Source organism: Mesorhizobium sp. M7A.F.Ca.CA.001.04.2.1 (assembly GCF_003998485.1).
GTDB lineage: Bacteria > Pseudomonadota > Alphaproteobacteria > Rhizobiales > Rhizobiaceae > Mesorhizobium > Mesorhizobium ciceri.
Window position 1 is genome coordinate 77,051 of sequence record NZ_RZQT01000005.1, and the last position, 21,869, is coordinate 98,919.

Here is a 21,869-nt window from a genome sequence, read left to right on the forward strand (position 1 = left end):
CCCTAATTGAGTACGGTCATCAACTGGCCACGTCGTTCCGGACTGAAACGTATGACGACGATGATGCAGATGGCGACCACGCCTGCGAACAGCGCCAGGGCATAGCCATAGCTGCCTCCGGCGCTTTCCGCGATTCCTGCCTGATAGGGGCCGCCATAGGACGCGGCGAGATTGCCCGCCTGATAGATAAAGCCGGGCAAGGTCGCCCGCACCGCCCCGGGCGAAAGCTCGTTGAGGTGCACGGGGATGACGCCCCAGGCGCCCTGGACCGCGACCTGCATGACGAAGGCGCCGATGGCGAGCATGAACGGCGTGGTCGAGTAGGCCCATAGCGGGATCGACGGCAAGGCGATCAGGCAGGCCAGCGTGATGGCGTTGACGCGGCCGATCTTTTCGGACAGCGCGCCGAACGCCAGGCCGCCGACGATGGCGCCGATATTGGCGACGATGGTGATCCAGCTCACCGTATGCGGATCGAAGCCGTGCTGCTTCTTCAGGAAGGTCGGGTAGAGGTCCTGCGTGCCATGACTGAAGAAATTGAAGAACATCATCAGCACGACGGCATAGAGCGCGACGCCCCAGTGTTTCTGCAGGGTTTCCCACATGCCCGGTCGAGCCGTCTTCTGCGCTTCGACGAAGGCCGGCGATTCCGGCACATGCGAGCGGATGAACAGCACAATCAGCGCCGGCACGAAGCTGAGCAGGAACATGGCGCGCCAGCCGATCGTGTAGCCGCCGATCGTCTGCTGATAGAGCAGGCCATAGACCACCGCCGCCAGCAGATAGCCGGCCGGATAGCCGCATTGCAGGATGCCGGAGACCATGCCGCGTGCGCTCGGCGGAATGGATTCCATGGCCAGCGAACTGCCAAGCCCCCATTCGCCGCCCATGGCGATGCCGAACAGCGCACGCAGGGCGAGGAAGATGCCGAGATTGGGCGAGAAGGCGGCCAGCGCGCCGATCACCGAATAGCTCACGATGTTGAGCATGAGGATCGGCTTGCGCCCGTATTTGTCGGCAAGCATGCCGAAGAAGAACGCGCCGATGAAGCGTGTGGCCAAGGTCAGGAACAGCGCCTTGGAGACCGCGGGCACGTCGGCGTGGAATTCGGTCGCGATATCGGTGAGCAGGAATGTCAGAAGGAAGAAATCGAAAGCATCGAGCGTCCAGCCCAGGAACGAGGCGAGGACGGTCTTCTTCTGCTGCGAATTAAGGGGCAAATCTTCCTCCTCCACTATCATCGATGTGAGGAATTATCAGCCAGTTCAGGGAAGACCGGTGGTCACTTTTTCGCGCGGCTCATTTGATCGAACGCCCGCTGAGGTGCAATGAGGAGCGACCGGTGCCATCTGTCGATGAACTCGATCGTGGCTTGATGGTGAGTCTAGATTTCGAGATCAAACACCATCAGCCCGTCCGTGCCGCCTTCCAGGGCAGCGACCAGGCGTGCGCCGGCGCGCTGGTGCGCTTCATGCACAAGATAGGCATCGCGCGCGGCAGCATCGCGGAAGTCGATGGTGAAGCCATGGGTGAAGCCGCGTGCGAACGGCTCCGGGCTGACATTGGCGCTGAATTTTACGGCGTCCATGCCGTCGATCAGCTGTCGCAGCGCCTCGAGATCGGCATGGACCGCCGTGCGCTCGGTAGCGGCGACATCATTGCGAAATCTAGCGAAAACACAGTGCCTGATCATGTCTTGCTCCTCAGCGGCTAAGCAGCCCGGTTTCCGGAAAACACCGCCGGCGGCAGCGGCTCGCGGCCGAGGACCAGATCGGCTCCTTTTTCACCGACCATTATTGTCGGCGCATTGGTGTTGGATGAAGGCACGCACGGCATCACCGAGGCGTCGCAAACGCGCAGGCCCTCGATGCCGCGCAACCGCAGATCCGGTGTCACCACGGCCATGTCGTCATGGCCCATGCGGCAGGTGCCAACCGGGTGATGGTCGGTTTTGGAGGTGCGGCAGGCATAGTCGAACAGCTCGTCGTCGCTGGCGAGCGACGGCCCGGGCAGCACTTCGCGCAGCACGTAAGGGGCAAGCGCCTTCTGTCGCATGATCTGGCGCGCCAGTCGCAGCCCCTTGATCGACATGGCGCGGTCATAGGGATCGGACCAGTAGTTCGGATCGATCAGCGGGTGGTCGGACGGGTCGGCACTCTTCAGCCGCACCGTGCCGCGTGAGCGCGGCCGCAGGAAGGCCGAGTTCAGGGTGACACCTGGATTGTTCAGCTTCTCGACGCCGGCCTCGATGCCGGATCCCAAGCCGAGATGGAACTGAATGTCGGGCGAGGCGGCGGTCGGGTCGGCGTACCAGAAGCCGCCGGTCTCGAACAGGCTGGAGGCCACCGGGCCTTTCTTCAGCAGCAGATATTGCAGACCGGCCCAGGCCGTGCGGTGCAGCTTGGCGTAGTTGTCATAGGTGTGATCGCCGGTGCATTCGGCGATGACGAACAAATCGAGATGGTCCTGCATGTTGGAGCCGACGCCGGGCAGGTCATGCACCGGCGTCACGCCGACCGACTTCAGATGGTCTGCGGGGCCGATCCCCGACTGCATCAGGAGCTTCGGCGAGCCGATGGCGCCGGACGAGACGATCACCTCGCGTTCGGCGCGCAGGATTTTCTTCTCGCCGCCCGGCCTGTCGACCACCTCGACGCCGATAGCGCGACCGTTCTCGACGACGATGCGCGTCACCAGCACATCGGTTCGGACGGTCAGATTCTTGCGGGCGCGGATCGGCTTCAAATAGGCGACTGAAGCGGACGAGCGCCGGGCATCCTTCTGGGTCAGCTGGTAGTAGCCGACGCCTTCCTGGGCAGCGCCGTTGAAGTCCGGGTTGAAGGGGATGCCCATCTCCTGGCCGGCACGGAAATAGGCCTCGCAGATAGGCAGCGGCGAAATCGGGTTGGACACGCCGAGCGGGCCCTGGTCGCCATGAAAGTCGTTGGCGTAGCGCTGGTTGTTTTCGGCGCGCTTGAAATAGGGCAGCACGTCGCGATAGCCCCAGCCGGCGAGGCCTTCTTCCTTCTCCCAGGCGTCGTAGTCGCGGGCATTGCCGCGCGTGTAGATCTGGGCGTTGATGGACGAGCCGCCGCCGACGACCTTGGCCTGCGTGTACCAGAAGACGCGGTCCTTCATGTGCTTTTGCGGCACGGTCGACCAACCCCAGGAAGCAATGCCTTTGGTCATCTTGGCGAAGCCCGCCGGCATGTGGATGTAGGGGTGCCAGTCCTTGCCGCCGGCTTCCAGCAGCAGGACCGAATTGCTGGGATCTTCGCTCAGCCGGTTGGCCATAACGCAGCCGGCAGGACCGGCGCCCACGATGATATAGTCAGTCATTTCCTGATCCATTCATAGCCGTGGCACCGAGAGCGCGCCGTCGACATTGATGATCGAGCCGGTCGAAAAGCCGAGCTTGCCGCCGGCGAGCGTCGCCACCACCGCGCCGATGTCCGATGCTTCGCCCCAGCGTTTGGCCGGAACCAGGCCGCCGTCGATAAGGGCGTCATATTTGGCGGTCACGCCTGAGGTCATGTCGGTGCGGATGATGCCGGGCCGGACTTCGAAGACGCCGATGTTTTCAGGCGCAAGCCGCAACGCCAGGTTCTTCACCCACATCGAAAGCCCGGCCTTCGAGATGCAGTAGTCCGGCCGTTCCGGCGACGCCATTTCAGCACTGACCGAGGTGATGGTGATGATGGATCTCTGATCGCCTGGCGCAGCCAGCATCGCCTTGGCGACAGCCTGGCTGAGGAAGACGGTGCCGCGCAGGTTGATGCCCAGCGTGCGGTCGAAATTCTCCGGCTTGAGGTCCAAGAGGTCACCGCGCACCACGGCGCCGACGCCGGCATTGTTGACCAGGCAGTCGATGCGGCCGAAGGCGCGCATCGTGGCATCGACAAGTGCTGTATGGGTGTCGAGGTCCGCGATGTCGCACCTGACATAGGCGAATTTTGCGCCACGCTTGGCGATGTCGGGGGCAAGTCCGTCGGCGGCTGTTTCGGCAAGGTCGGCGACCAGAATATCGAAGCCGGCATCCGCCAGTGCCTGGGCGCAGGCGAGGCCGATGCCGCGCGCGCCGCCGGTGACGATGGCGGCGGGGCGGGTCATGCGGCGAGGTCCGTCTTGCGGATGTGGTCAGCAACGCGCAGCGCTTGGGCTGCAATCGACAGCGCTGGGTTGACCGCCGCCGAGTTCGGCAGGAAACCGGCGTCGACGACGAACAGGTTCCGGTGGTCGAAGGAGCGGCAGTAGGGGTCGAGCGCCGCCGTCGACGGACCGTCGCCCATCTTGACCGTGCCGCATTGATGCGACGGCGTGCGCTTGTCGAAGGGGCGCGACAGCACGATGGGATAGCCGCAGGCGCGGAAGTTTTCGCGCATTACCTTGTTCAGCCCGTCGAGCGACTGCATGTTGGAGCGCCGCCACTGCATGATGATGTCCTTGCCGTCGACCATGATGCGGCTTTCCGGGTCGGGCAGGTCTTCGCACATAAGGTACCAGTCGACGGCGTGGCCGGCCATGAAGTCGAGCGCGAATCCCGGCGTGTACTTGACATTGGCCCGCAGCATGTTGCCGTCGATCTTGCCGAGCAGTTGGACGTTCCCCAGCGGCTTACCGCCCTTGCCGTCGGACAGATAGTAGTCGTTGAGCATCAGCGTCTTCTGGTAGACGGCATCGTTGCGGCGGCGCGGATCGATCGCCAGCATGGCGCTGGAATTGTGGTTCATGAAATTGCGCCCGACCTGATCGGAGCGGTTGGCAAGGCCCTTGCCATCAGGAGACGGTGATCGCAGCAGGATGACGGCGGAATTGACCGCGCCAGCGGAGAGGATGACCAGTTTCGGCGCGACCTTTTTCAGCTCACCATTCTGCCGATAGTGGATGGCAGCAATGGTTTTGCCGTCGGTCGATGCCTCCAGGTACTCGACATAACAGCCGGTCTCGAGCCGGATGTTGGTGTCCTTCAGGGCCGCCGTCAGCGGTCCTGTCTGCGCGTCGACCTTGCCCTGGCCGGTGTTGGGAAACGCATCCCAGCCGGTCTTGCCCTCTTTCAGCCAGGTGTCGATGTCGACGCCGAGCGGCAGCGAGGCCGGATGCAGGCCGAGGGTTTTCAGCTCGGCGCGGGCGCGGGCGATCGGCGCCTCGTCGGGCACCGGCTTGTAGGCGTAGGGGATCGAATGGAACGGCTCGGTCGGATCCTCGCCCAGTGCACCGCGCACGCGAAACAGCTGTTCGGCTTTCGAATACCAGGGCTCGAATTCCTCATAGGAGAACGGCCATGCCGGCGAGACCCCGCCAAAGTGCTCCATGGCGGCGAAATCTTCCTTGCGGTAGCGGATCAGCACCGCGCCATAGAACTTCGAATTGCCGCCGACATAATAATAATTGCCGGGGTTGAAGGCGGCGCCGCCGGCCTCACGCCACATCTCCTTCGGCCTATAATGGCCGTCGACGAAGATCGAGCGCGTGTCGCGCGCGTGCGGCGTCGCCGGCAACGGCTCGCCGCGCTCGAGCATCAAGATCGAGGCGCCGCTGCCGGCAAGGCCGGAAGCGATCGTGGCGCCGCCGATGCCGGAGCCGATGATGACGATGTCCGGATTTCTCATGGCCTAAATCGCGTCCCGACGCGCTTTAGTTTTTTGTTTTGATGCATGTCGTTGCCCCAAAACCGGATCCACTTTTGGGCGACATACATCAGCGAATACGGGTCTCGGTCGCCGGATCGAAGAACACCGCCTTTGTCAGGTTGAAGGCGAGCGGCGTGTTGGTGCCCGGCTGAATGTTGGCGTCGGCGCGCAGCCGCGCCACCACGCCCTTGCCGCCGAGATTGGTGACGGCGAAGGTGTCCGAACCTGCCGGCTCGACGACCTCGATGTGACAGTCCGCGGTTGCGATGTGCGAGGCGTTGCGCTCGGCACCTTCCGGATCGGTCAGGGCTTCGGGACGGACACCGAAGATGATCGGCTTGCCCTGGAATGCCGACAGGCCCGCCGGCGCATTGGCCATCGGCAGGTTGATCGGCTCGCGCGCCTCGCGCTGCAGCACGACGGACAACGCATTGCCTGACGTACCGATCGTCGCCGGGATCAGGTTCATCGCCGGCGAGCCCATGAAGTCGGCGACGAAGAGATTGCTCGGGTTGTTGTAGATTTCGGCCGGCGTGCCGAACTGCTGCACCTCGCCGTCGCGCATCACGGCGATCTTGGTCGCCAGCGTCATCGCCTCGATCTGGTCGTGGGTGACGTAGACGATGGTGGTGCCGGTGGTGGCATGCAGGCGCTTGATCTCGATGCGCATGTCGACGCGCAGCTTGGCGTCGAGGTTGGACAAAGGCTCGTCGAAAAGGAACAGTTTGGGGTCGCGCACCAGCGCCCGGCCCATGGCGACGCGCTGGCGCTGGCCGCCCGAAAGCTGGCTCGGCTTGCGCTGCAAGAGGTGGCCGATCTGCAGCACCTTGGCCACCTTGTCGATCGCCTTCTGGCGCTCCGCCGCCGGCACGCCGCGCATCTCCATGCCGAAGGAGATGTTTCCGGCCACCGTCATGTTCGGGTAGAGCGCATAGCTCTGGAACACCATGGCGATGTCGCGCTTGGAGGGGTGCAGATCGTTGATGGCGCGGCCGTCGACCCGGATTTCGCCCGAGGTGATCGTCTCCAGGCCGGCGATGGTGTTGAGCAAAGTGGACTTGCCGCAGCCGGAAGGGCCGACCAGCACCAGGAAACCGCCTTTCTCGAGCTCGACATCGATCCCTTTCAGGATCTCGACCTGGCCGAAGCGCTTTCTCAGACCATCAATTTCCAGAAAAGCCATCAGATCATCCTTTGACGGCGCCAGCCATGAGACCGCGCACGAAGTAGCGGCCGGCGAGCACATAGACGAGAAGGGTGGGCAGTGCCGCGATCATCGCGGCGGCCATGTTGACGTTGTATTCGACGACGCCGGTCGAGGTGTTGACGACGTTGTTGAGCGCCACCGTCATCGGCATCGCGTCGCCGGTGCCGGCGTAAGCCGAGGCGAAGAGGAAGTCGTTCCAGATGTTGGTGAACTGGTAGATGACGGTGACGACGAAGATCGGCATTGAGTTCGGCAGCATGATGCGGCGGAAGATCTGGAAGAAGGAGGCGCCGTCGACCTGTGCCGCCTTGACCAGTTCGGTCGGAAACGCCTCATAGTAGTTGCGGAAGAACAGCGTGGTGAAGCCGATGCCGTAGACGACGTGGACGAAGACCAGGTTGACCGTCGGGTTGCCGAGACCGAAGCTCGTTCCGACCGAGTTCTGCAGTGTGACGCCGAAGCGGCCGAGGCTGCCGAGGATGGTCGCCATCGGCAGCAGCACCGACTGGAACGGAATGAAGCAGGCAAACAGCATCAGCCCGAACACCAGCGTCGCGCCGCGAAAACGCCATTTGGTCAGAACGTAGCCGTTCAGCGCGCCCAGCATGGTCGAAATCAGAACGGCCGGAACCACCATCTTGATGGAGTTCCAGAAATAGCCCTTGATGCCGGCGCAGGTGAGGCCGACGCAGGTCTCGCCCCACGCCTTCAGCCACGGGTCGAAGGTCGGCGCCTTGGGCAGCGCCAGCATGTTGCCGTTCTGGATCTCGTCCATGGTCTTGAACGAAGTCACCAGCATGACGAACAGCGGCATCAGGTAAAACAGCGCAAACAGCGCCAGCAGCCCGTAGATGACGATGCGGTTGATGACCTTGACGTTGACGCCGCCGGAGGCCTGGCGGGCGGGAGTGGTGACGGCGCTCATCGCGGCTTCTCCCGCAGTTCCGAATAGAGATAGGGCACGATGATGGCGACGATGGTCATCAGCATGATCACCGCACTGGCCGAGCCGACGGCCATTTCGTTGCGCTTGAACGTGTACTCATACATGAAGTTGGACGGCAGCCACGCCGAGCCGCCGGGCCCGCCGCTGGTCAGTGCGACCACGAGATCGTAGGACTTGATGGCGAGGTGCGCGAGCACGATGAATGCCGACAGGAAGATCGGCCGCAGCAGCGGGATGACGATGCGGCGATAGAGCTGGAAGGTGGTGGCGCCGTCGATCTGCGCCGCCTTCATGATCTCGCCGTCGATGCCGCGCAGGCCGGCCAGGAACATCGCCATGATGAAGCCGGAGGCCTGCCAGACGCCGGCAATGACCACCGTGTAGATGACGAAATCCTTGTTCTTGATCCAGTCGAAATGGAAGCTCGTCCAGCCCCACTGATGCAAGGTCTGCTCGAGACCTAGGCCGGGATCCAGGAACCATTTCCAGGCAACGCCGGTGACGATGAAGGACAGCGCCATCGGATAGAGATAGATCGGCCTCAACACGCCTTCGCCGCGGATCTTCTGGTCGAGCAGGATGGCCAGGAACAGGCCGAGCGCCAGGCAGATTGCGATGTAGAGGAAACCGAAAATACCCATATTGGTGATCGACGTGTACCAGCTCGATGGCGGGTCGGTGTCGAAGGTCCAGCCCCACAGCCGCTGATAGGCGCGCGAGCCGGTTAGGACATAGGATGGGAAGGTCTTGGAATTGGTGAAGGACAGATAAATCGTCCACAGGATGAAGCCATAGACGAAGACGATGGTGATGGCGAAGCTCGGCGCCAGCACGATCTTGGGCAATGCGTCCTGCAGGCGCGAGCGCACCGAGGCGCGTGGCCGCGCATGCTCCGGCGTCAGCTTGATCTGGCTTGTCGCTACCGTGCTCATGGGGCTCCTCCCGTCGACTCGCGGCCAACCAGCTTCGCGGATCTATGTTCGCGGATCTGGGCCTTCCCCGCCGGAGCGGGGAAGGCGTTTTTGGCGCGTGCTTACTTGGCGTCGTCGATCGCCTTGACCAGCTCGGTCACGGCTTCGTCCGAGGTCTTGATCTGACCATGGACGAATTTGGAGACGACATCCTTATAGGCATTGGCGACCGCCGGAGGCGCGCCATAGCCCTGGGCCAGCGAGCCGAACAGCGTGCCGCCTTCATTGGCTGCCTTCAGGTCGGCGATGCCCTTCTTGCCGCAAGCGTCGAAGTCGGTGTCCGGAACGTCGGTACGGGCCGGAACCGAACCCTTGACGACGTTGAAGGCCGACTGGAAGCTCTTCGACAGGGTGGCGGTGGCCAGTGCGACCTGGGCGGCCTTGCGGTCGTCGGGAACATTGAACATGCCGAACATGTCGGAGTTGTAGATCACCGAGCCGTCGGTGCCCGGGAAGCGATAGCACAGGAAGTCGGTGCCCGGGGTCTTGTTGGCGGCGTGGAACTCGCCCTTCGCCCAGTCGCCCATGACCTGCACCAGGGCATCGCCCTTGATGACCATGGCGGTGGCAAGGTTCCAGTCGCGGCCCGAGAAGTTGGGGTCGACATAGGTGACGAGCTTGGCCAGATTGTCGAACGACTTCTTCATCGTGTCGGACTTCAGGGACTCGTCATCGAGGTCGTTGAAGGCCTTCTTGTAGAACTCGGGTCCGCCGGTCGACAGCACGACGGAGTCGAACATGGTGGCTTCCTGCCAGTTCTGGCCGCCGAGAGCGAGCGGGATCACGCCTGCCGCCTTGGCCTTGTCGAGCAGGGCAACGAAGTCGTCGAAGGTCTTCGGCTCGGTGCCGCCGATCTTGTCCAGGACGGCCTTGTTGATCCACAGCCAGTTGACCGAGTGAACGTTGACCGGCGCCGCGACCCACTTGCCGTCATAGACCGAAAACTTCTGCAGGGCTGCCGGAACGGACTTGTCCCAGCCTTCCTTCTTCGCCGTTTCGGTCAGGTCGCCCATGACGCCGGCGGCTGCATAGTCGAGCACGGTGTAGCCGAGCATCTGCGAGGCGGTCGGATAATTGCCGGCCGCGACCATCGCCTTCAGCGCGGTCATGGCGGCATCGCCGCCGCCGCCGGCCACCGGCACGTCCTTCCAGGCATAGCCTTCCTTGGCCAGATCACCCTTGAGGACGTTGAGAGCAGCCGCTTCGCCGCCCGAGGTCCACCAATGCAGCATCTGGACTTCCTTGACGTCCTCGGCGTGGGCCGCGAAAGCCAGGCCCGACGCGAGAGCCGTTCCGATAAGCAGTTTGCGCAACATGTACTTCCTCCCTTGTTGCATTACACGACCGGCGGATGCCGCCGGGTTCTTCTCAACTCAGCCGACCCACCACCCGGTGCGCTGGCCGCGATGAAACTGGATTGTCTTTTCCTCGGTATAGTCCTCGACGGCGCGTTTGCCGAGTTCGCGTCCGAGACCGGACTGCTTATAGCCTCCGAAAGGCAGCTCGGGATAACCTTCCATGAATGTGTTCACCCAAACGGTTCCCGAACGCACGCCGCGCGCGACCGACATGCAAGTGTCGATGCTGGCGCTCCACACGCCCGCCGACAAACCATAGGGCGTGTTGTTGGCGATGTGCAACGCCTTTTCAATCGATTCAAAAGTCAGCACCGAGAGCACCGGGCCGAACACTTCCTCGCGCGCTATGGCCATGTCCTCGGTGACGCCGCGGATGATGGTGGGATCGAGGTATTGACCGATATTGGAGGCCAATTGCTTGCCTCCGCTGTAGATGCTGCTGCCCTCGGTCGCGGCTGCCGCAACGTAACCGGCAACCTTGGCCAAATGGTCGGACGAGATCATCGCGCCGACCTTGGTTTGGTCATCGAGCGGATCGCCGACCGTGACCCTGGCGGCAAGCGCCTTGACGGCGCTGAGAAAATCGTCGGCGATCGCCTCGTGCACGATCAGCCGGCTGCCGGCATTGCAGCACTCGCCGGCATTGAAGAAGCCGCCGAACACCGCCGCATCGGCGGCCGCTTCGAGGTCGGCGTCCTGGAAGACGATCTGGCCGTTCTTGCCGCCGAGCTCCATCGAGACTTTCTTCAGCGACTGCGCGGCGGATGCCATCGTCATTTTGCCGACGCGGGTGGAGCCGGTGAACGAGACCATTTCGACCAGCGGGTGGCTGACCATCGGCGCACCGACATCGGCGCCAAGTCCGGCCAGGATATTGACGACGCCGGCGGGCAGGCCGGCCTGCATCAGGATGTCGCCGAGCACGAAGGTCGAGGCCGAGGTCATTTCGCTCGGCTTGACCACCGCCGTGCAGCCGGCGGCGAGCGCGAAGGGCAGTTTCTGGCTGACGATCAGGAACGGGAAATTCCACGGGGTGATGATCGAGACGACGCCGATCGGTTCGCGCAGGACGACACCCAGCATGGCGTCGCCGAGATTGGCGTAGGTTTCACCATGCAGGGTGCGGGCAAGCGAGGCGGCATAGCGCCAGATGTCGACGGCGCCGCCGATCTCGCCGCGTGCCTGGGCGATCGGTTTGCCCGATTCCAGTGCGTCGAGCCGGGCGATGTCTTCCAGTCGGCCCTCGATCAGATCAGCTGCCTTGAGCAGGATCGTGGCACGTTCGGCCGCCTTCATGCGCGGCCATGGACCCGTTTCGAAAGCCCTGTGGGCGGCAAGCACAGCGGCTTCCACTTCGGCCTCACCGGCCTGCGCATAGTGCGAGACGGTGAAGCCGTGGCCGGGGCTGTTTCGAGCAATCGTACGGCCGTCGCGGGCATCGACATGCTTACCGTCGATCAGCAGCTTGTAGCCTTTCGGGGCTTCGGCCGCCTCGGCCGGCATGGCGATCTTCAGGGGTGCGTTCATATGTTTGCTCTAGGATCTCGAAAAGGCCGGCTTCTGCTTGGCCTTGAAGGCATCGACGCCGGCCTTCAGATCGCCGGTCAGGGCGATGAAGCCGCTGGCCAGCGCTTCGGTGGCGGCGGCACTTTCCTCGCCTTCGGCGACCGCGATCATCAGCTTGGCGGCTTCCGTCGCCAGCGGGCCGCGCTCGGCGATCTTTTCCGCCCACGCCTTTGCTTCTTCGTGTGCGTTGCCAGTTGCGACCACCCGGTCGACGATGCCCAGGGCGAGTGCCTCGGGGGCGAGAAGGATCTCGCCGCCCAGCGCCATGCGGCGCACCGTCTGCGCGCCGAAGCGGCGCACGGCGCGCTGCGTACCGGACCAGCCGGGCACGACGCCAATCGAGGTTTCCGGGAAGCCTAATTTCATTTGTGTTTCCGCCACGCGGAAGTCGCAAGCCGCAGCCAGTTCCAGGCCGCCGCCCAGCGCATGGCCGGACAGGACGGCGATTGTCGGCTGCCGCAGCCGCGCCAAGCGGTCGAAGACGCGGTGGCCGTAGCGCACCCACTGCACCTGGAAATCGGCGGCACTCATCTGCGCCCAGGCTTCGACATCGCCACCGGCGCAAAAGCCCTTGCCTTCGCCGCGCAGCAGCACGACGCGGACGCCCTCGGCCATCTCGGCCGCGTCGAGCGCCGTCTCTAGCGCCCGCAGCATCGGAATGTCCAGTGCGTTGAATTTCTCCGGCCGGCGCAGCGTGATGGTACCGATGGCGCCATCCTGCTCGAAGGTGACGAGAGGCTCAGCCACGCGCGCCTCCGAGCGAGGCGCCGCCATTCAGCGACAGGCCTATCGGTTGCTCCTGATAGAGGGCTGCCGGTGTCGTCTTGAGGTCCCTGGCAACGGCCAACGGAATTTCCGACTGGGCCAGCACATCACGCTGCAGATCGATGCCGGGTGCGAGTTCTGTGACGACCAAGCCCTCCGGCGTCAGCTTCATCACGCAGCGTTCGGTGACATAGGTGATGTCCTGTCCCTGCGCCACCGCGCGCTTGCCCGAAAACGAGATGTGCTCGACTTCGTTGACCACCTTCTTGACCTTGCCCTCGTGGTCGATGCGGATGCCGCCATCGGCCAGAGACAGCTTGGCGCCGGCATTGAAGAAGCCGGAGAAGACGATCTTCTTCGCCCGTGCGGTGATGTCGACAAAGCCGCCGGCGCCGGCGGTGACATGCGGCCGCGCCGAAAGCTTCGAAACATTCACAGAGCCGTGTCGATCGATCTGCAGGAAGGACAGCAGCGAGGCGTCGAAGCCGCCGGCCTGGAAATAGATGAACTGGTGCGGCGAGGGCATGAAGGCGTCGGCGTTCGATGAGCAGCCGAATTTGAAGTCGAGCAGCGGCACGCCGCCGACCGCGCCCTGTTCGATCACCCAGGTAATTTTGCCGTGCTGGCCTTCCTCGAGAAGGATGCGCGGCACATTGGCGGAAATGCCGAACCCGATGTTGACGGCCATGCCGTCGCGCAACTCCATGGCGACGCGGCGCGCGATCACCTTCTGCACGTTCATCTCCGGCGTGCGGAAGCTCGACAGCGGCCGGAAGATTTCTCCGGAGATCGCCGGGTCGTAGGGTGTCAGCGTCGTCTGCAATTGGTCGGGCGCGACGACGATATGGTCGACCAGAACGCCGGGGACGCGCACGTCATGCGGTTTCAGCGTGCCGTTCTCGACGACGCGCTTGACCTGCGCGATGACGATGCCGCCATTGTTGCGGGCGGCGAGCGCCTGTTCCAGGCCGCCGAGATAGGCGCCCTCATGCTCGTAGGTGAGGTTGCCGCGCTCGTCGGCCGACGTGGCGCGGATGATCGACACCTGCGGCACGATAGAGCGGAAATAGAGCCATTCCTCGCCGTCGAACTGCTGCACCGAAACGATCGGCTCGCTGGCGGCGGCGTTCATGGCGCAGCCCTGGTGGCGCGGGTCGGCGAAGGTGTCGAGACCGACTTTGGTCAGCACGCCCGGCCGCTTGGCCGCGGCTTCGCGGTGCATATCGAACAGGATGCCGGACGGCACGTTGTAGGCGGCGACCGAATTGTCGCCGATCATCTTCCAGATCTGCGGCGGTTCGGAAGAGGAGGGGCCGGACGGGTAGGAGCCGCACAAGGTACGCTTCAGCAGTCCCGGCTTGGCCAGATGGTCGATGCCTTTGATGCCATACATGTCGCCGGCTGCGATCGGGTGCAGCGTGGTGATGTTCTTCGGATGGCCTTCTGCGTCGAAGCGTTCGCCGATCGCGGCGAGCACCGCATCGGGGCAGCCGAGGCCGCTCGACGAGGACACCGACACGACCATGCCGTCCTTGACCAGGCCGGCTGCCTGCGCCGCGGAGACCACCTTGCTCAATTCACACTCCCGAGCTTAGGCTCGATTGCGACCGCCTTGCCTGATTTCGCGGTTTGCAATGCTGCTTCAACTGACGCCGATGACCAGATGCTGTCCTCGCCTTGCGCGCGGATGGCGTTGATCATGAACTGCCTGACGATCGTGCTGGCACCGATCAAGCTCCATTTGACGCTCATGCAGCGCCTCCCGAACCGGCCGCCCTGTTTCGAATGCGGCGATCCGGGCCGCAGCTTTCCCTGACCACCAGATTGACCGCGCCGATATGGTCTTCGGCCCGTGTTGTGCGTGACTGGATCATTTTCAACATGACATGGGCGGCGCGTTCGCCAAGACCCGCCGAGTCCACCGCGACGCTGGTCAGAGCCGGCATGTAATGCTCGGCCTCGGCCACATCGTCGAAGCCGACGATGGCGAAATCAACTCCCGGCTCAAGCCCGCGCTTGCGCAGCGCCAGCATGGCGCCAAAGGCGACGGCGTCGTTGAAGCAGAGTGCCGCGGTCGGCGGTTCAGCCATTGCGAGAGCAGTTTCGAGGCATGCGATACCACCTCTGCGGCTGGTCTCTCCCTCGACGACCAATGCGTCGCGGTCAGAGATGCCCTGCGTCTCGCAGGCTTCGCGAAATCCGCCAAGCCGCTCGTGATAGACGACGAGATCGGACGAGCCGCCGAAGAAGACCAGCCGGCGATGTCCCTTGCCGATCAGATGAGCGGTGGCGAGATAGGCGCCGCGATGATTGTCGGGCGCGATGACCGGAATGCGGCTCTCGGGAAGCCGGCGCATGGCGAAGACCACCGGCAGACCTGCCGTCTCGATCCGCCTGAAGGCGCCCGGCGTCGTGCCGCGAGCCGGCGACACGATGAGGCCGGCGACGCCTTGCTCCATCAGCGACTTCAGCACTTCTTCCTGGCGCACCGGATTTTCCGCCGTGTTGGCGATGAACGGCACGATGCCGGCCGACTGGAAGACCCGCTCCATGCCGACCGCCAGCTCTGCGAAGAAAGGATTGGTGAGATCGTTGATGACCATGCCGATGACGTTGGAGTGCGCCTTGCGCAGATTGGCGGCGCCGCGGTTGTAGACGTAACCGACATCCTCGATCGCCTTGCGCACCTTGCTCGCTGTTTCGGGCCGGATCAGTCCGCTGCCCTGGAGCACGAGCGATACCGTCGATTTGGACACGCCCGCTTCGCGGGCGATGTCGAATATCGTCGCCTTGGCCCGGTTGGCCATCCAGATGCATCCTCCCGACTGCAGGCCCAAAGCTATTGGAACGTTCTAATCTCTGCTCCGCTCGTGAGTCAATCGGGATTTTTCCCGCGCCTCGAACGTCGATTGTGTGTACTCAAATGGCATGCTCCATAAGGCTTTCTTGTTGCAATGCAGCATTTCATCCTGCAGGGAGTTCGAATTTTAAAGGCCCTTGATTTATTGGAACGTTCCATTTAGTACGTTGCGAAGGGAGCGATGGATGGACATTTCCTTGCCTGGTGAGGGTGTCGGCAGCACCCGGTACACGCTGGTCGGCGAGCCCGTGCAGCCTGACATCGGCGCGCGATTTTCGCGTATCGCCTATGCCGCCGCGCACGTCGTTGCCGATCCGCTCGCCATGACCGATCCGTGGTCCAGACCGGTGGTCGACTGGGAGAGGACGATGGCGTTCCGTCACCATCTGTGGCGGCTGGGCTTCCGCATCGCCGAAGCGATGGACACGTCGCAGCGCGGCATGGGTTTCGACTGGGCAAACGCGCAGGAATTGATCCGCCGCTCGATCGCCGAGGCGCGCACGGTCGATGGCGCCGATCTCGCCTCGGGCGCCGGCACCGACCATCTGGCGCCCGCCGCCGCCAAAACAATCGATGACGTCATCAAGGCCTATGAAGAGCAGTTCGCTTTTATCGAAGGGCTCGGCGGCAAGGCGATCATGATGGCCAGCCGGGCGTTGGCGGCAGTTGCCAAAGGGTCGGACGACTATGTCAGCGTCTATGACCGCATCCTGTCGCAGTCCTCCGGCAAGGTCATCCTGCACTGGCTGGGCGACATGTTCGATCCGGCGCTCAGGGGCTATTGGGGCAGCGAGAATTTCGAGGTCGCTCTCGATACAGTCGTTGCCATCATCGAACGCCACGTCGGCAAGGTGGAGGGGATAAAAATCTCACTGCTCGATGCCGGCAAGGAGGTCGCGCTGAGGAACCGTCTGCCGGACGGCGTCGTCATGTTCACCGGCGACGATTTCAATTATCCCGAACTGATCGCCGGCGACGAGAAAAGGCACTCGCACGCATTGCTCGGTATTTTCGACGCCATCGCGCCGGTCGCCAACGCGGCGCTGGCGAAACTGGCGGAAGGCGACCGCGCCGGCTTTGACGCGTTGATGGCACCAACCGTGCCGCTGTCGCGAAAGATCTTCGAGGCGCCGACCGAGTATTACAAGGCCGGCCTCGTCTTCATGGCCTGGCTGAATGGCCATCAGGATCATTTTGCGATGGTCGGCGGCATGCAGTCGGCGCGCGGCATCCGTCACTATGCCGACGTGTTCCGCCTTGCCGACCAGGCCGGATTGCTGGCCGATCCGGAACTGGCGGTCACCAGGATGAAGAGCCTTTGCACCGTCGCGGGCGTTTGAAGCGCGGAAAGTGGTTCTCATCATCGACGTGACAGGCCAGGAATGCCGGGCGTCGCTAACGTCTCCGCCACAGCCAAAAAGGCGCGATTGCCTCGTCTGGATGAAAAATGGGCTTGGTCGCCCTTCCCAGATCGGCAGGTGGCATTCCTGCGGGATCATGGTGCGTCAGGTCGAGAAGCAGCGGCCCAAGCCGATCCGGATCGACAGTTTCGGCCGACATGGTGTGTGGCTTGTTCTCGTGCGCAACAAGCCAGTGCAGCGCCTGGACCAGTCCCAGTCCCTCGGCTGTCTTGTGTTGCCAGAGATTGTCACCGACCGAAGACAGGACACGAGCCAGCGACGTCCAGCCTTGCAAGGTAAACATGGCGTAGTGCCTGGGGCGCGTGCGGGACAGTTCCCTGGGCAAGGAGCCATCGGCTGCGATCTGGGTTGCTAGTCTCTCCCGAGCATAGAGGCTGATCTTGGCCAGGGTGGCGCTATCGCCAAGAAACGTGGCGATCGATGCCCGCTGCAAATCGTAATATGTTCCTTGGTTGCTGCTGCTGCAGAAGGCCGTCGCGGCTGCCGGCGCGGTGTCCAGCCATTCGCAGTAGGAACCGAGCCAGGCTCTGAACGCCTCGCGATCCTCGTCGCCCAGTACTCCTGTTCGCTCGAGCAGGCGTACGGCATCCAGGAAGAAATAGAAATCCTTCAGCTCGATGATGCCGTGGCCGGACCCTTCATTGTTGTCGTGGCCCGACCGCACCTGCGCATAGCGCAAATGCGGGTTCATTCTTGTCCTGGGATCGATAAACCATGCGCGAATGAGCCTGGCGGCGTGGACGGCATAATGATGCCCATCAAGCACGGTTGCGGCGAGCGCAAGCACGGTTGTGTCGTCGAAGACGCGCTGTAAGCGTGTGCGATCGTAGGTTTCGCTTCCTGCTGCATACAATGCCGTGCCGGGCACGCGTTCGCCATCGCGCCGGATATAGGGCAGGCCGTCGGGTCTGTCGGGGGCGGGCCACCAGTAAGGCGCGGGGTGAAAATAGTCCTGGGGATCCCCGCTGGGGGCTAGGCCAGTCTTGTCGAGCACGCTGAACGGACCGCGGGCGAGTGCCTGTCCGGCCGCGGTTTCGAGATGGTGCAGGATGGGCCCGTCCTTCACCGCGTGGGCCAGGGCGTCTTCGTCATAAAAGGCCAGGCGGGAGGTATCAAGCCGAGCGGCGACTGCCTTGGCGTCACATTGATCGACCATATCGACGATCGCCTGATCGCGGCTGACCAGACGCGCGACGAAGCCGGCCTTGCCGATCTCCAGATGCGAACGCCCTGAATCCAGGCGCGCCACCCAGCCCGCTTTCTGGAGCAGCCCGGCATCCGCCGCCCGGACCGGGCGTGGAAAATCCCAGGCGTCGTCGCGGTAGCGGTCCCAGGGGCCAGGAACTGCCAACCGCCACAGCATCTCGATTTTTGGCCGCCTTCCGTAACCATAGTTTTCGTCGAACAGTTGCGTGGTATCGGCTCGAAATATGATCTGCGGCTCCTCCTCGGCCGGCGGCTGGAAGCTCTGGTCCAGCAGAAGCGCATTGTCGACAATGCGCGCCATGGGCACCACAGCGTAGGGAAGGTGCGGGTTTTTCTCGATCGCGGACCGTATCCGCTGGAACGCAGAGTCTGTCAGGTAGCAGTTCCCGTCCCAGGGCATCAGCCATTTTGCCCTGTCGCGGGCAATCGCGAGCGCGGCGTTGCGAGCCCCATTGTTGTTCATCACATAGAGGTTCTTGCTGCGGCGGATGTGCGTTTCGTAACGCGCGGACTGTCCGCTCGCCCGGCCCTTCTCTGAGAATCGGAGGTCGCCGGCAACAAGCTGCTCGACGTCCCAGGATATCTTCCGGTACTGATCGAGTTCGAAGGGGATTGTATGAAAATTCTGGCGGCGGCTTTCGAGCAGGCCGATGATCCGGGCTTCCTCGTCGGTGTCGACTATTCGATTGACGATCCAGAATTTTTCGCAGGCGTCGAAGACCGGTTCGTTGTCCAGAATGAACAGCACGTTGTCGAATGACTGGCCCTTGCGGTGTCGCGGTTCCAGATCATTGCCGATGATCCGGACGAGCATGAAGCTGTCGGCAATCTGCGAGATCGGCGACGCCGTGTAAGTCTCGCGGGCGGCCTCGATCCGCTTGCCGAGTTCGCGCCGGTATTCAGCGTTCTGCTTTGCGGAAATGAGCGCGTTGCCCAATGTCGACCACGGCGACCGCAATTGCGTGCGCACACGGTTCAGTTCGCGATATATCTTCGGCCAGGACGATAGTTTTGTCCTACCGGGCTGTGAGCTCATGACGGCACGCAGGGAGACCGGATCCCGATCACCGCCTCGGGGATGCGCGCGGTTTCGCCAATCATTCCGACTTCGACTCTGGACCATTTCTGAGCGTGAGGCGACCAAGCCCTGAATTGTGCGACACGATCAATCATGGAAAACGTCTCTCGCATGTAACGTTGCGAATGTCCTGTTACGTTCTGCTGCATAAGTGACGGCAGGTTGCCAGGCAACGCCGACAGGACAATGCGATAAATCAAATCCGAAAACCACATAGCATGGCAAATGCCCCGGCATCGGCGATTCGCCTTCACGCAAAGGCAAGCTCGCAAAAGATGCGCCGGTGATCGCAATTTTCTTGGAACCAATCCTCCCGGCGCGCGACCAAGCGATGTGTCCAAACATGGTCAGCTTGTGGCGGCCGCATTCGACCGCCATTGCATCGAATGCATGAGTTATCTGCCACTCCCCGCAATCACCTCACGGCCCTAGCCTCGTCCGTCCTGCATTGTTGAACCCGACAACCCTTTGCTTACTATACGGTTTTCCAGGCCTTGCCGGCTGCTCCTATGCGTGCTTACTTGTGGTTGTTTTCATGAGGGGGATACAATCATGCGTTTTCTACTTGCTGCGGTCGCCATGCTGTCGTTCGCCGCCACCGCGGCTCTGGCCGATCCAGCTTCGGACTTCAAAAGAGCCGATCAGGCATTGAACCAGACCTTCAAGCAAATCCAGAAGCGGCTTACGGATGATTCCGACGGCAAGGCACGGTTCGTGAAAGCGCAGAGAGCGTGGATTGCGTTCCGCAACGCCGAATGCACGTTTCAATCCAGCGGTGACGATGGTGGCTCCGCGGCGCCGATGGTTGCCGCTGCTTGTCAGGCTGACCTGACCAAGGCCCGCACCAGGCAGTTGAAGGCCTACCTGAACTGCCAGGAGGGTGACCTCTCTTGCCCGGTGCCATCAGAATAATCTGGAGTGACAAAATGCCGAATTTCAAGATGAGATATGTGCTGATCGCGCTTGTGCCGTTGGCGGTTGCCGGTTGCGTCAGCGCTGAGGATCAGCGCGCAATGGATCAGCAACAGTGCGCGTCTTACGGCTACAGGCCAGGAACCAACAGGTTTGCCGACTGCATGATGCAACAGACCTCACAACGTTCAGAAGATGAGCAGCGCTCATTGGATCGCATGGCCGCGCAAGAACAGAGAGACAAGGATCGCAAGGAAGCGCGTCGAAAGGACGACAGCTACATCGATCCAAGGCCGAGTTACGACAAGGATGGCAATCCGAATTTCGACACTCAAGGCAATTACCAAGGGTGTCACGGCGCGGGATGTTTGGTCGACAATCCAGACAATAACGATGACGATGACCAGTAGGCTGGCTCCGCGAGGCTCTCCTTCCTGCCCCCTATAGTTCGGACCTCAACCCAATCGAGAAACCCTCCGCCAACTTCAAGCACTACATGCGGCGTTGCGCCAGGTGCAGGCTAGAAGTCAACCCAAATGCGAACCGCTCTACCTCTGGCGCACAGCCGGGAAATGCCGATCCTGCACACGCGATCCGCGATTCCATCAGCTTGAAGGATGGTTCCGGAACTTTTTGCCGCAATGGCAGGTTCGAGCGACATGACGAAACTATCTGCCCCCTGGCCCGCCGTTCCCAGCAAGCTGCACGGCGGCCAGGATATCCCGGAAGAGAGCATTTCTATCCTCCAGGTGTTCTGGAGGAAGAGCCGGGGCATTGAGCGCTGGAACCGAGCCAGCTGCAACGATCATCGAATTCCCCCGAAGAAAGTACCTGCCTCTAGAAGCGCTTTCGGATCAGGGGCCGTTTCAGGGCAAAGCGGGCGATATTGTCGAGCGTTCTTGGCACCGCCATCTCCCCGATGCCCTCAATGGCGCCCTTGGCCGCTGCGTCCTCACGAAAGCGCACTATCCATTCTTCCGTGAGGCTGTCCCGTTGAATAGTGAATCTCGAATTGGCGGTGTCTTCCGGGACCTGGACGCCCATATAATCCGCCACAGCTTCCAGATAGGGCCGTGGGTCTTGCTGCAAATCTTCGTAGACGAATTGACGACAATCCAGCCCCGCAAGTTGTAGGTAGGACCTCCAGAACGCATAGCTTCGATCAATCTGGAAATACGCTTGGCTGATGTCGGCGAAGCTATAAGGAACAGAGCGCGGATTGACTTTCCCTTCGTGCCGGCTCGTCCACATTCCAGACATCCTAGCTCGGTAGAACGAAATAGCTTGCTGAATTCGGTCGCGACGTTCCAACAAAATGAATTCCAAGCCGTGTTTTCTTCGAATCTCGAATAGAAAATCCTTTCCGAATTTCTCCTTACACCAGGCCAGATGGCGCGGAAACAACTTGATCGCAAACCGCCCGTTGTCGGTCGACGCTTTCTCGATGACCGCTTTTTCAAGATCATCATAGGTGCGGGGATCGAAGCGTAGATAGGCCGGATCAAGCCATTCCTCCGACCGTCCCATCAGGCCAGTTGCGTTCGTCAGGCTTCCCAGCCAGTTCGAACCGCTTCTTCCCTCTGTAAGAATCGCAACGCCCCGCATAAAATCCTCACTTCACCTTGTCCCGGAACGCATGCCGCAAGGCCCGCTTACCTTCAACCCAAATCAGCGCGGCGTTCCCGCCCCATGTCCAGGAACACCGTGCTCAGCTTATTGCCGCCGTGATCTTCGTTGCCATCTTGTCGGCATCACCAGGGCTTTGGCTGGATTCCAGACCAGATGACCACACAATTCATCTAGGACGCCGCATCGGCCGCCATCGTCATCGTGGGCGTGTTCGCCGTCGCCGACACGTCGCCACGCGATTGCTGCGCCTGCCCAGGAGTGTCCTCTGTCGAACAACCGTGAGGGTTGTTTTCGCCGCCATCACTATTTTTGTGAACCAA

Annotated in this window: 20 protein-coding genes; 3 read left to right on the top strand and 17 right to left on the bottom strand. The window is 62.3% G+C overall.

Features of this window, described 5'->3' with window-relative positions; genetic code table 11:
* Positions 1 to 2 precede the first annotated feature (2 nt).
* The 14 genes from EN955_RS03225 to EN955_RS03295 form a co-directional block, all read right to left on the bottom strand.
* Positions 3 to 1,220 (bottom strand): MFS transporter, encoded by a 1,218-nt coding sequence (locus tag EN955_RS03225; RefSeq protein ID WP_024502755.1) that lies wholly within the window; start codon positions 1,218 to 1,220, stop codon positions 3 to 5.
* Positions 1,221 to 1,384: 164 nt separating this feature from the next.
* Positions 1,385 to 1,693, bottom strand: coding sequence for a Dabb family protein (locus EN955_RS03230; RefSeq protein WP_013529693.1), 309 nt, complete (start codon positions 1,691 to 1,693; stop codon positions 1,385 to 1,387).
* Between the two features lie 17 nt (positions 1,694 to 1,710).
* Entirely contained in the window at positions 1,711 to 3,339 is a 1,629-nt protein-coding gene (locus EN955_RS03235; RefSeq protein WP_024502754.1) for a GMC family oxidoreductase N-terminal domain-containing protein, read from the bottom strand.
* Positions 3,340 to 3,351: 12 nt separating this feature from the next.
* On the bottom strand, positions 3,352 to 4,110 hold the full coding sequence (locus EN955_RS03240; RefSeq protein ID WP_024502753.1) for a 3-ketoacyl-ACP reductase: 759 nt from the start codon (positions 4,108 to 4,110) through the stop codon (positions 3,352 to 3,354).
* A complete protein-coding gene (locus tag EN955_RS03245; protein ID WP_024502752.1) occupies positions 4,107 to 5,609 on the bottom strand; it encodes a GMC family oxidoreductase in 1,503 nt (500 codons plus the stop codon). The genes EN955_RS03240 and EN955_RS03245 overlap by 4 nt, the downstream gene beginning before the upstream one ends.
* Positions 5,610 to 5,697: 88 nt before the next feature.
* On the bottom strand, positions 5,698 to 6,813 hold the full coding sequence (locus EN955_RS03255; protein ID WP_013529698.1) for an ABC transporter ATP-binding protein: 1,116 nt from the start codon (positions 6,811 to 6,813) through the stop codon (positions 5,698 to 5,700).
* 4 nt (positions 6,814 to 6,817) lie between these two features.
* On the bottom strand, positions 6,818 to 7,762 hold the full coding sequence (locus EN955_RS03260) for a carbohydrate ABC transporter permease (protein WP_024502751.1): 945 nt from the start codon (positions 7,760 to 7,762) through the stop codon (positions 6,818 to 6,820).
* Positions 7,759 to 8,715: a sugar ABC transporter permease gene (locus tag EN955_RS03265; protein WP_024502750.1), complete on the bottom strand. Its 957-nt coding sequence runs from the start codon at positions 8,713 to 8,715 to the stop codon at positions 7,759 to 7,761. The genes EN955_RS03260 and EN955_RS03265 overlap by 4 nt, the downstream gene beginning before the upstream one ends.
* Before the next feature lie 101 nt (positions 8,716 to 8,816).
* Positions 8,817 to 10,070, bottom strand: coding sequence for an ABC transporter substrate-binding protein (locus EN955_RS03270; protein WP_013529701.1), 1,254 nt, complete (start codon positions 10,068 to 10,070; stop codon positions 8,817 to 8,819).
* 57 nt (positions 10,071 to 10,127) lie between these two features.
* Positions 10,128 to 11,639: an aldehyde dehydrogenase family protein gene (locus EN955_RS03275; RefSeq protein WP_024502748.1), complete on the bottom strand. Its 1,512-nt coding sequence runs from the start codon at positions 11,637 to 11,639 to the stop codon at positions 10,128 to 10,130.
* Between the two features lie 9 nt (positions 11,640 to 11,648).
* A complete protein-coding gene (locus EN955_RS03280; RefSeq protein WP_024502747.1) occupies positions 11,649 to 12,425 on the bottom strand; it encodes an enoyl-CoA hydratase/isomerase family protein in 777 nt (258 codons plus the stop codon).
* On the bottom strand, positions 12,418 to 14,019 hold the full coding sequence (locus EN955_RS03285; RefSeq protein ID WP_024502746.1) for an acyl CoA:acetate/3-ketoacid CoA transferase: 1,602 nt from the start codon (positions 14,017 to 14,019) through the stop codon (positions 12,418 to 12,420). The genes EN955_RS03280 and EN955_RS03285 overlap by 8 nt, the downstream gene beginning before the upstream one ends.
* Complete coding sequence (locus tag EN955_RS03290) at positions 14,016 to 14,195, bottom strand: hypothetical protein (RefSeq protein ID WP_013529705.1); 180 nt, start codon at positions 14,193 to 14,195, stop codon at positions 14,016 to 14,018. Before EN955_RS03290 ends, EN955_RS03285 begins: the two co-directional genes overlap by 4 nt.
* The gene (locus EN955_RS03295; RefSeq protein ID WP_024502745.1) at positions 14,192 to 15,250 is read right to left on the bottom strand and encodes a LacI family DNA-binding transcriptional regulator; all 1,059 of its coding nucleotides are present in this window, start codon (positions 15,248 to 15,250) and stop codon (positions 14,192 to 14,194) included. The genes EN955_RS03290 and EN955_RS03295 overlap by 4 nt, the downstream gene beginning before the upstream one ends.
* Before the next feature lie 238 nt (positions 15,251 to 15,488).
* Here EN955_RS03295 and EN955_RS03300 point away from each other — a divergent pair, with 238 nt between their 5' ends.
* On the top strand, positions 15,489 to 16,643 hold the full coding sequence (locus tag EN955_RS03300; protein ID WP_024502744.1) for a dihydrodipicolinate synthase family protein: 1,155 nt from the start codon (positions 15,489 to 15,491) through the stop codon (positions 16,641 to 16,643).
* 55 nt (positions 16,644 to 16,698) lie between these two features.
* Here the strand turns inward: EN955_RS03300 and EN955_RS03305 are convergent, their stop codons facing one another.
* Positions 16,699 to 18,867, bottom strand: a complete 2,169-nt coding sequence (locus EN955_RS03305) for an alginate lyase family protein (RefSeq protein WP_245265319.1) — start codon at positions 18,865 to 18,867, stop codon at positions 16,699 to 16,701.
* 228 nt (positions 18,868 to 19,095) lie between these two features.
* Positions 19,096 to 19,386, bottom strand: coding sequence for a hypothetical protein (locus EN955_RS03310; RefSeq protein WP_127219021.1), 291 nt, complete (start codon positions 19,384 to 19,386; stop codon positions 19,096 to 19,098).
* Positions 19,387 to 19,587: 201 nt separating this feature from the next.
* Here EN955_RS03310 and EN955_RS03315 point away from each other — a divergent pair, with 201 nt between their 5' ends.
* Entirely contained in the window at positions 19,588 to 19,920 is a 333-nt protein-coding gene (locus EN955_RS03315; protein WP_224621359.1) for a lysozyme inhibitor LprI family protein, read from the top strand.
* A 14-nt stretch (positions 19,921 to 19,934) separates the two neighbouring features.
* The gene (locus EN955_RS03320; protein WP_013529710.1) at positions 19,935 to 20,330 is read left to right on the top strand and encodes a hypothetical protein; all 396 of its coding nucleotides are present in this window, start codon (positions 19,935 to 19,937) and stop codon (positions 20,328 to 20,330) included.
* Between the two features lie 427 nt (positions 20,331 to 20,757).
* Here the strand turns inward: EN955_RS03320 and EN955_RS03325 are convergent, their stop codons facing one another.
* Positions 20,758 to 21,525, bottom strand: coding sequence for a Stf0 family sulfotransferase (locus EN955_RS03325; RefSeq protein ID WP_024502740.1), 768 nt, complete (start codon positions 21,523 to 21,525; stop codon positions 20,758 to 20,760).
* Positions 21,526 to 21,869 lie beyond the last annotated feature (344 nt).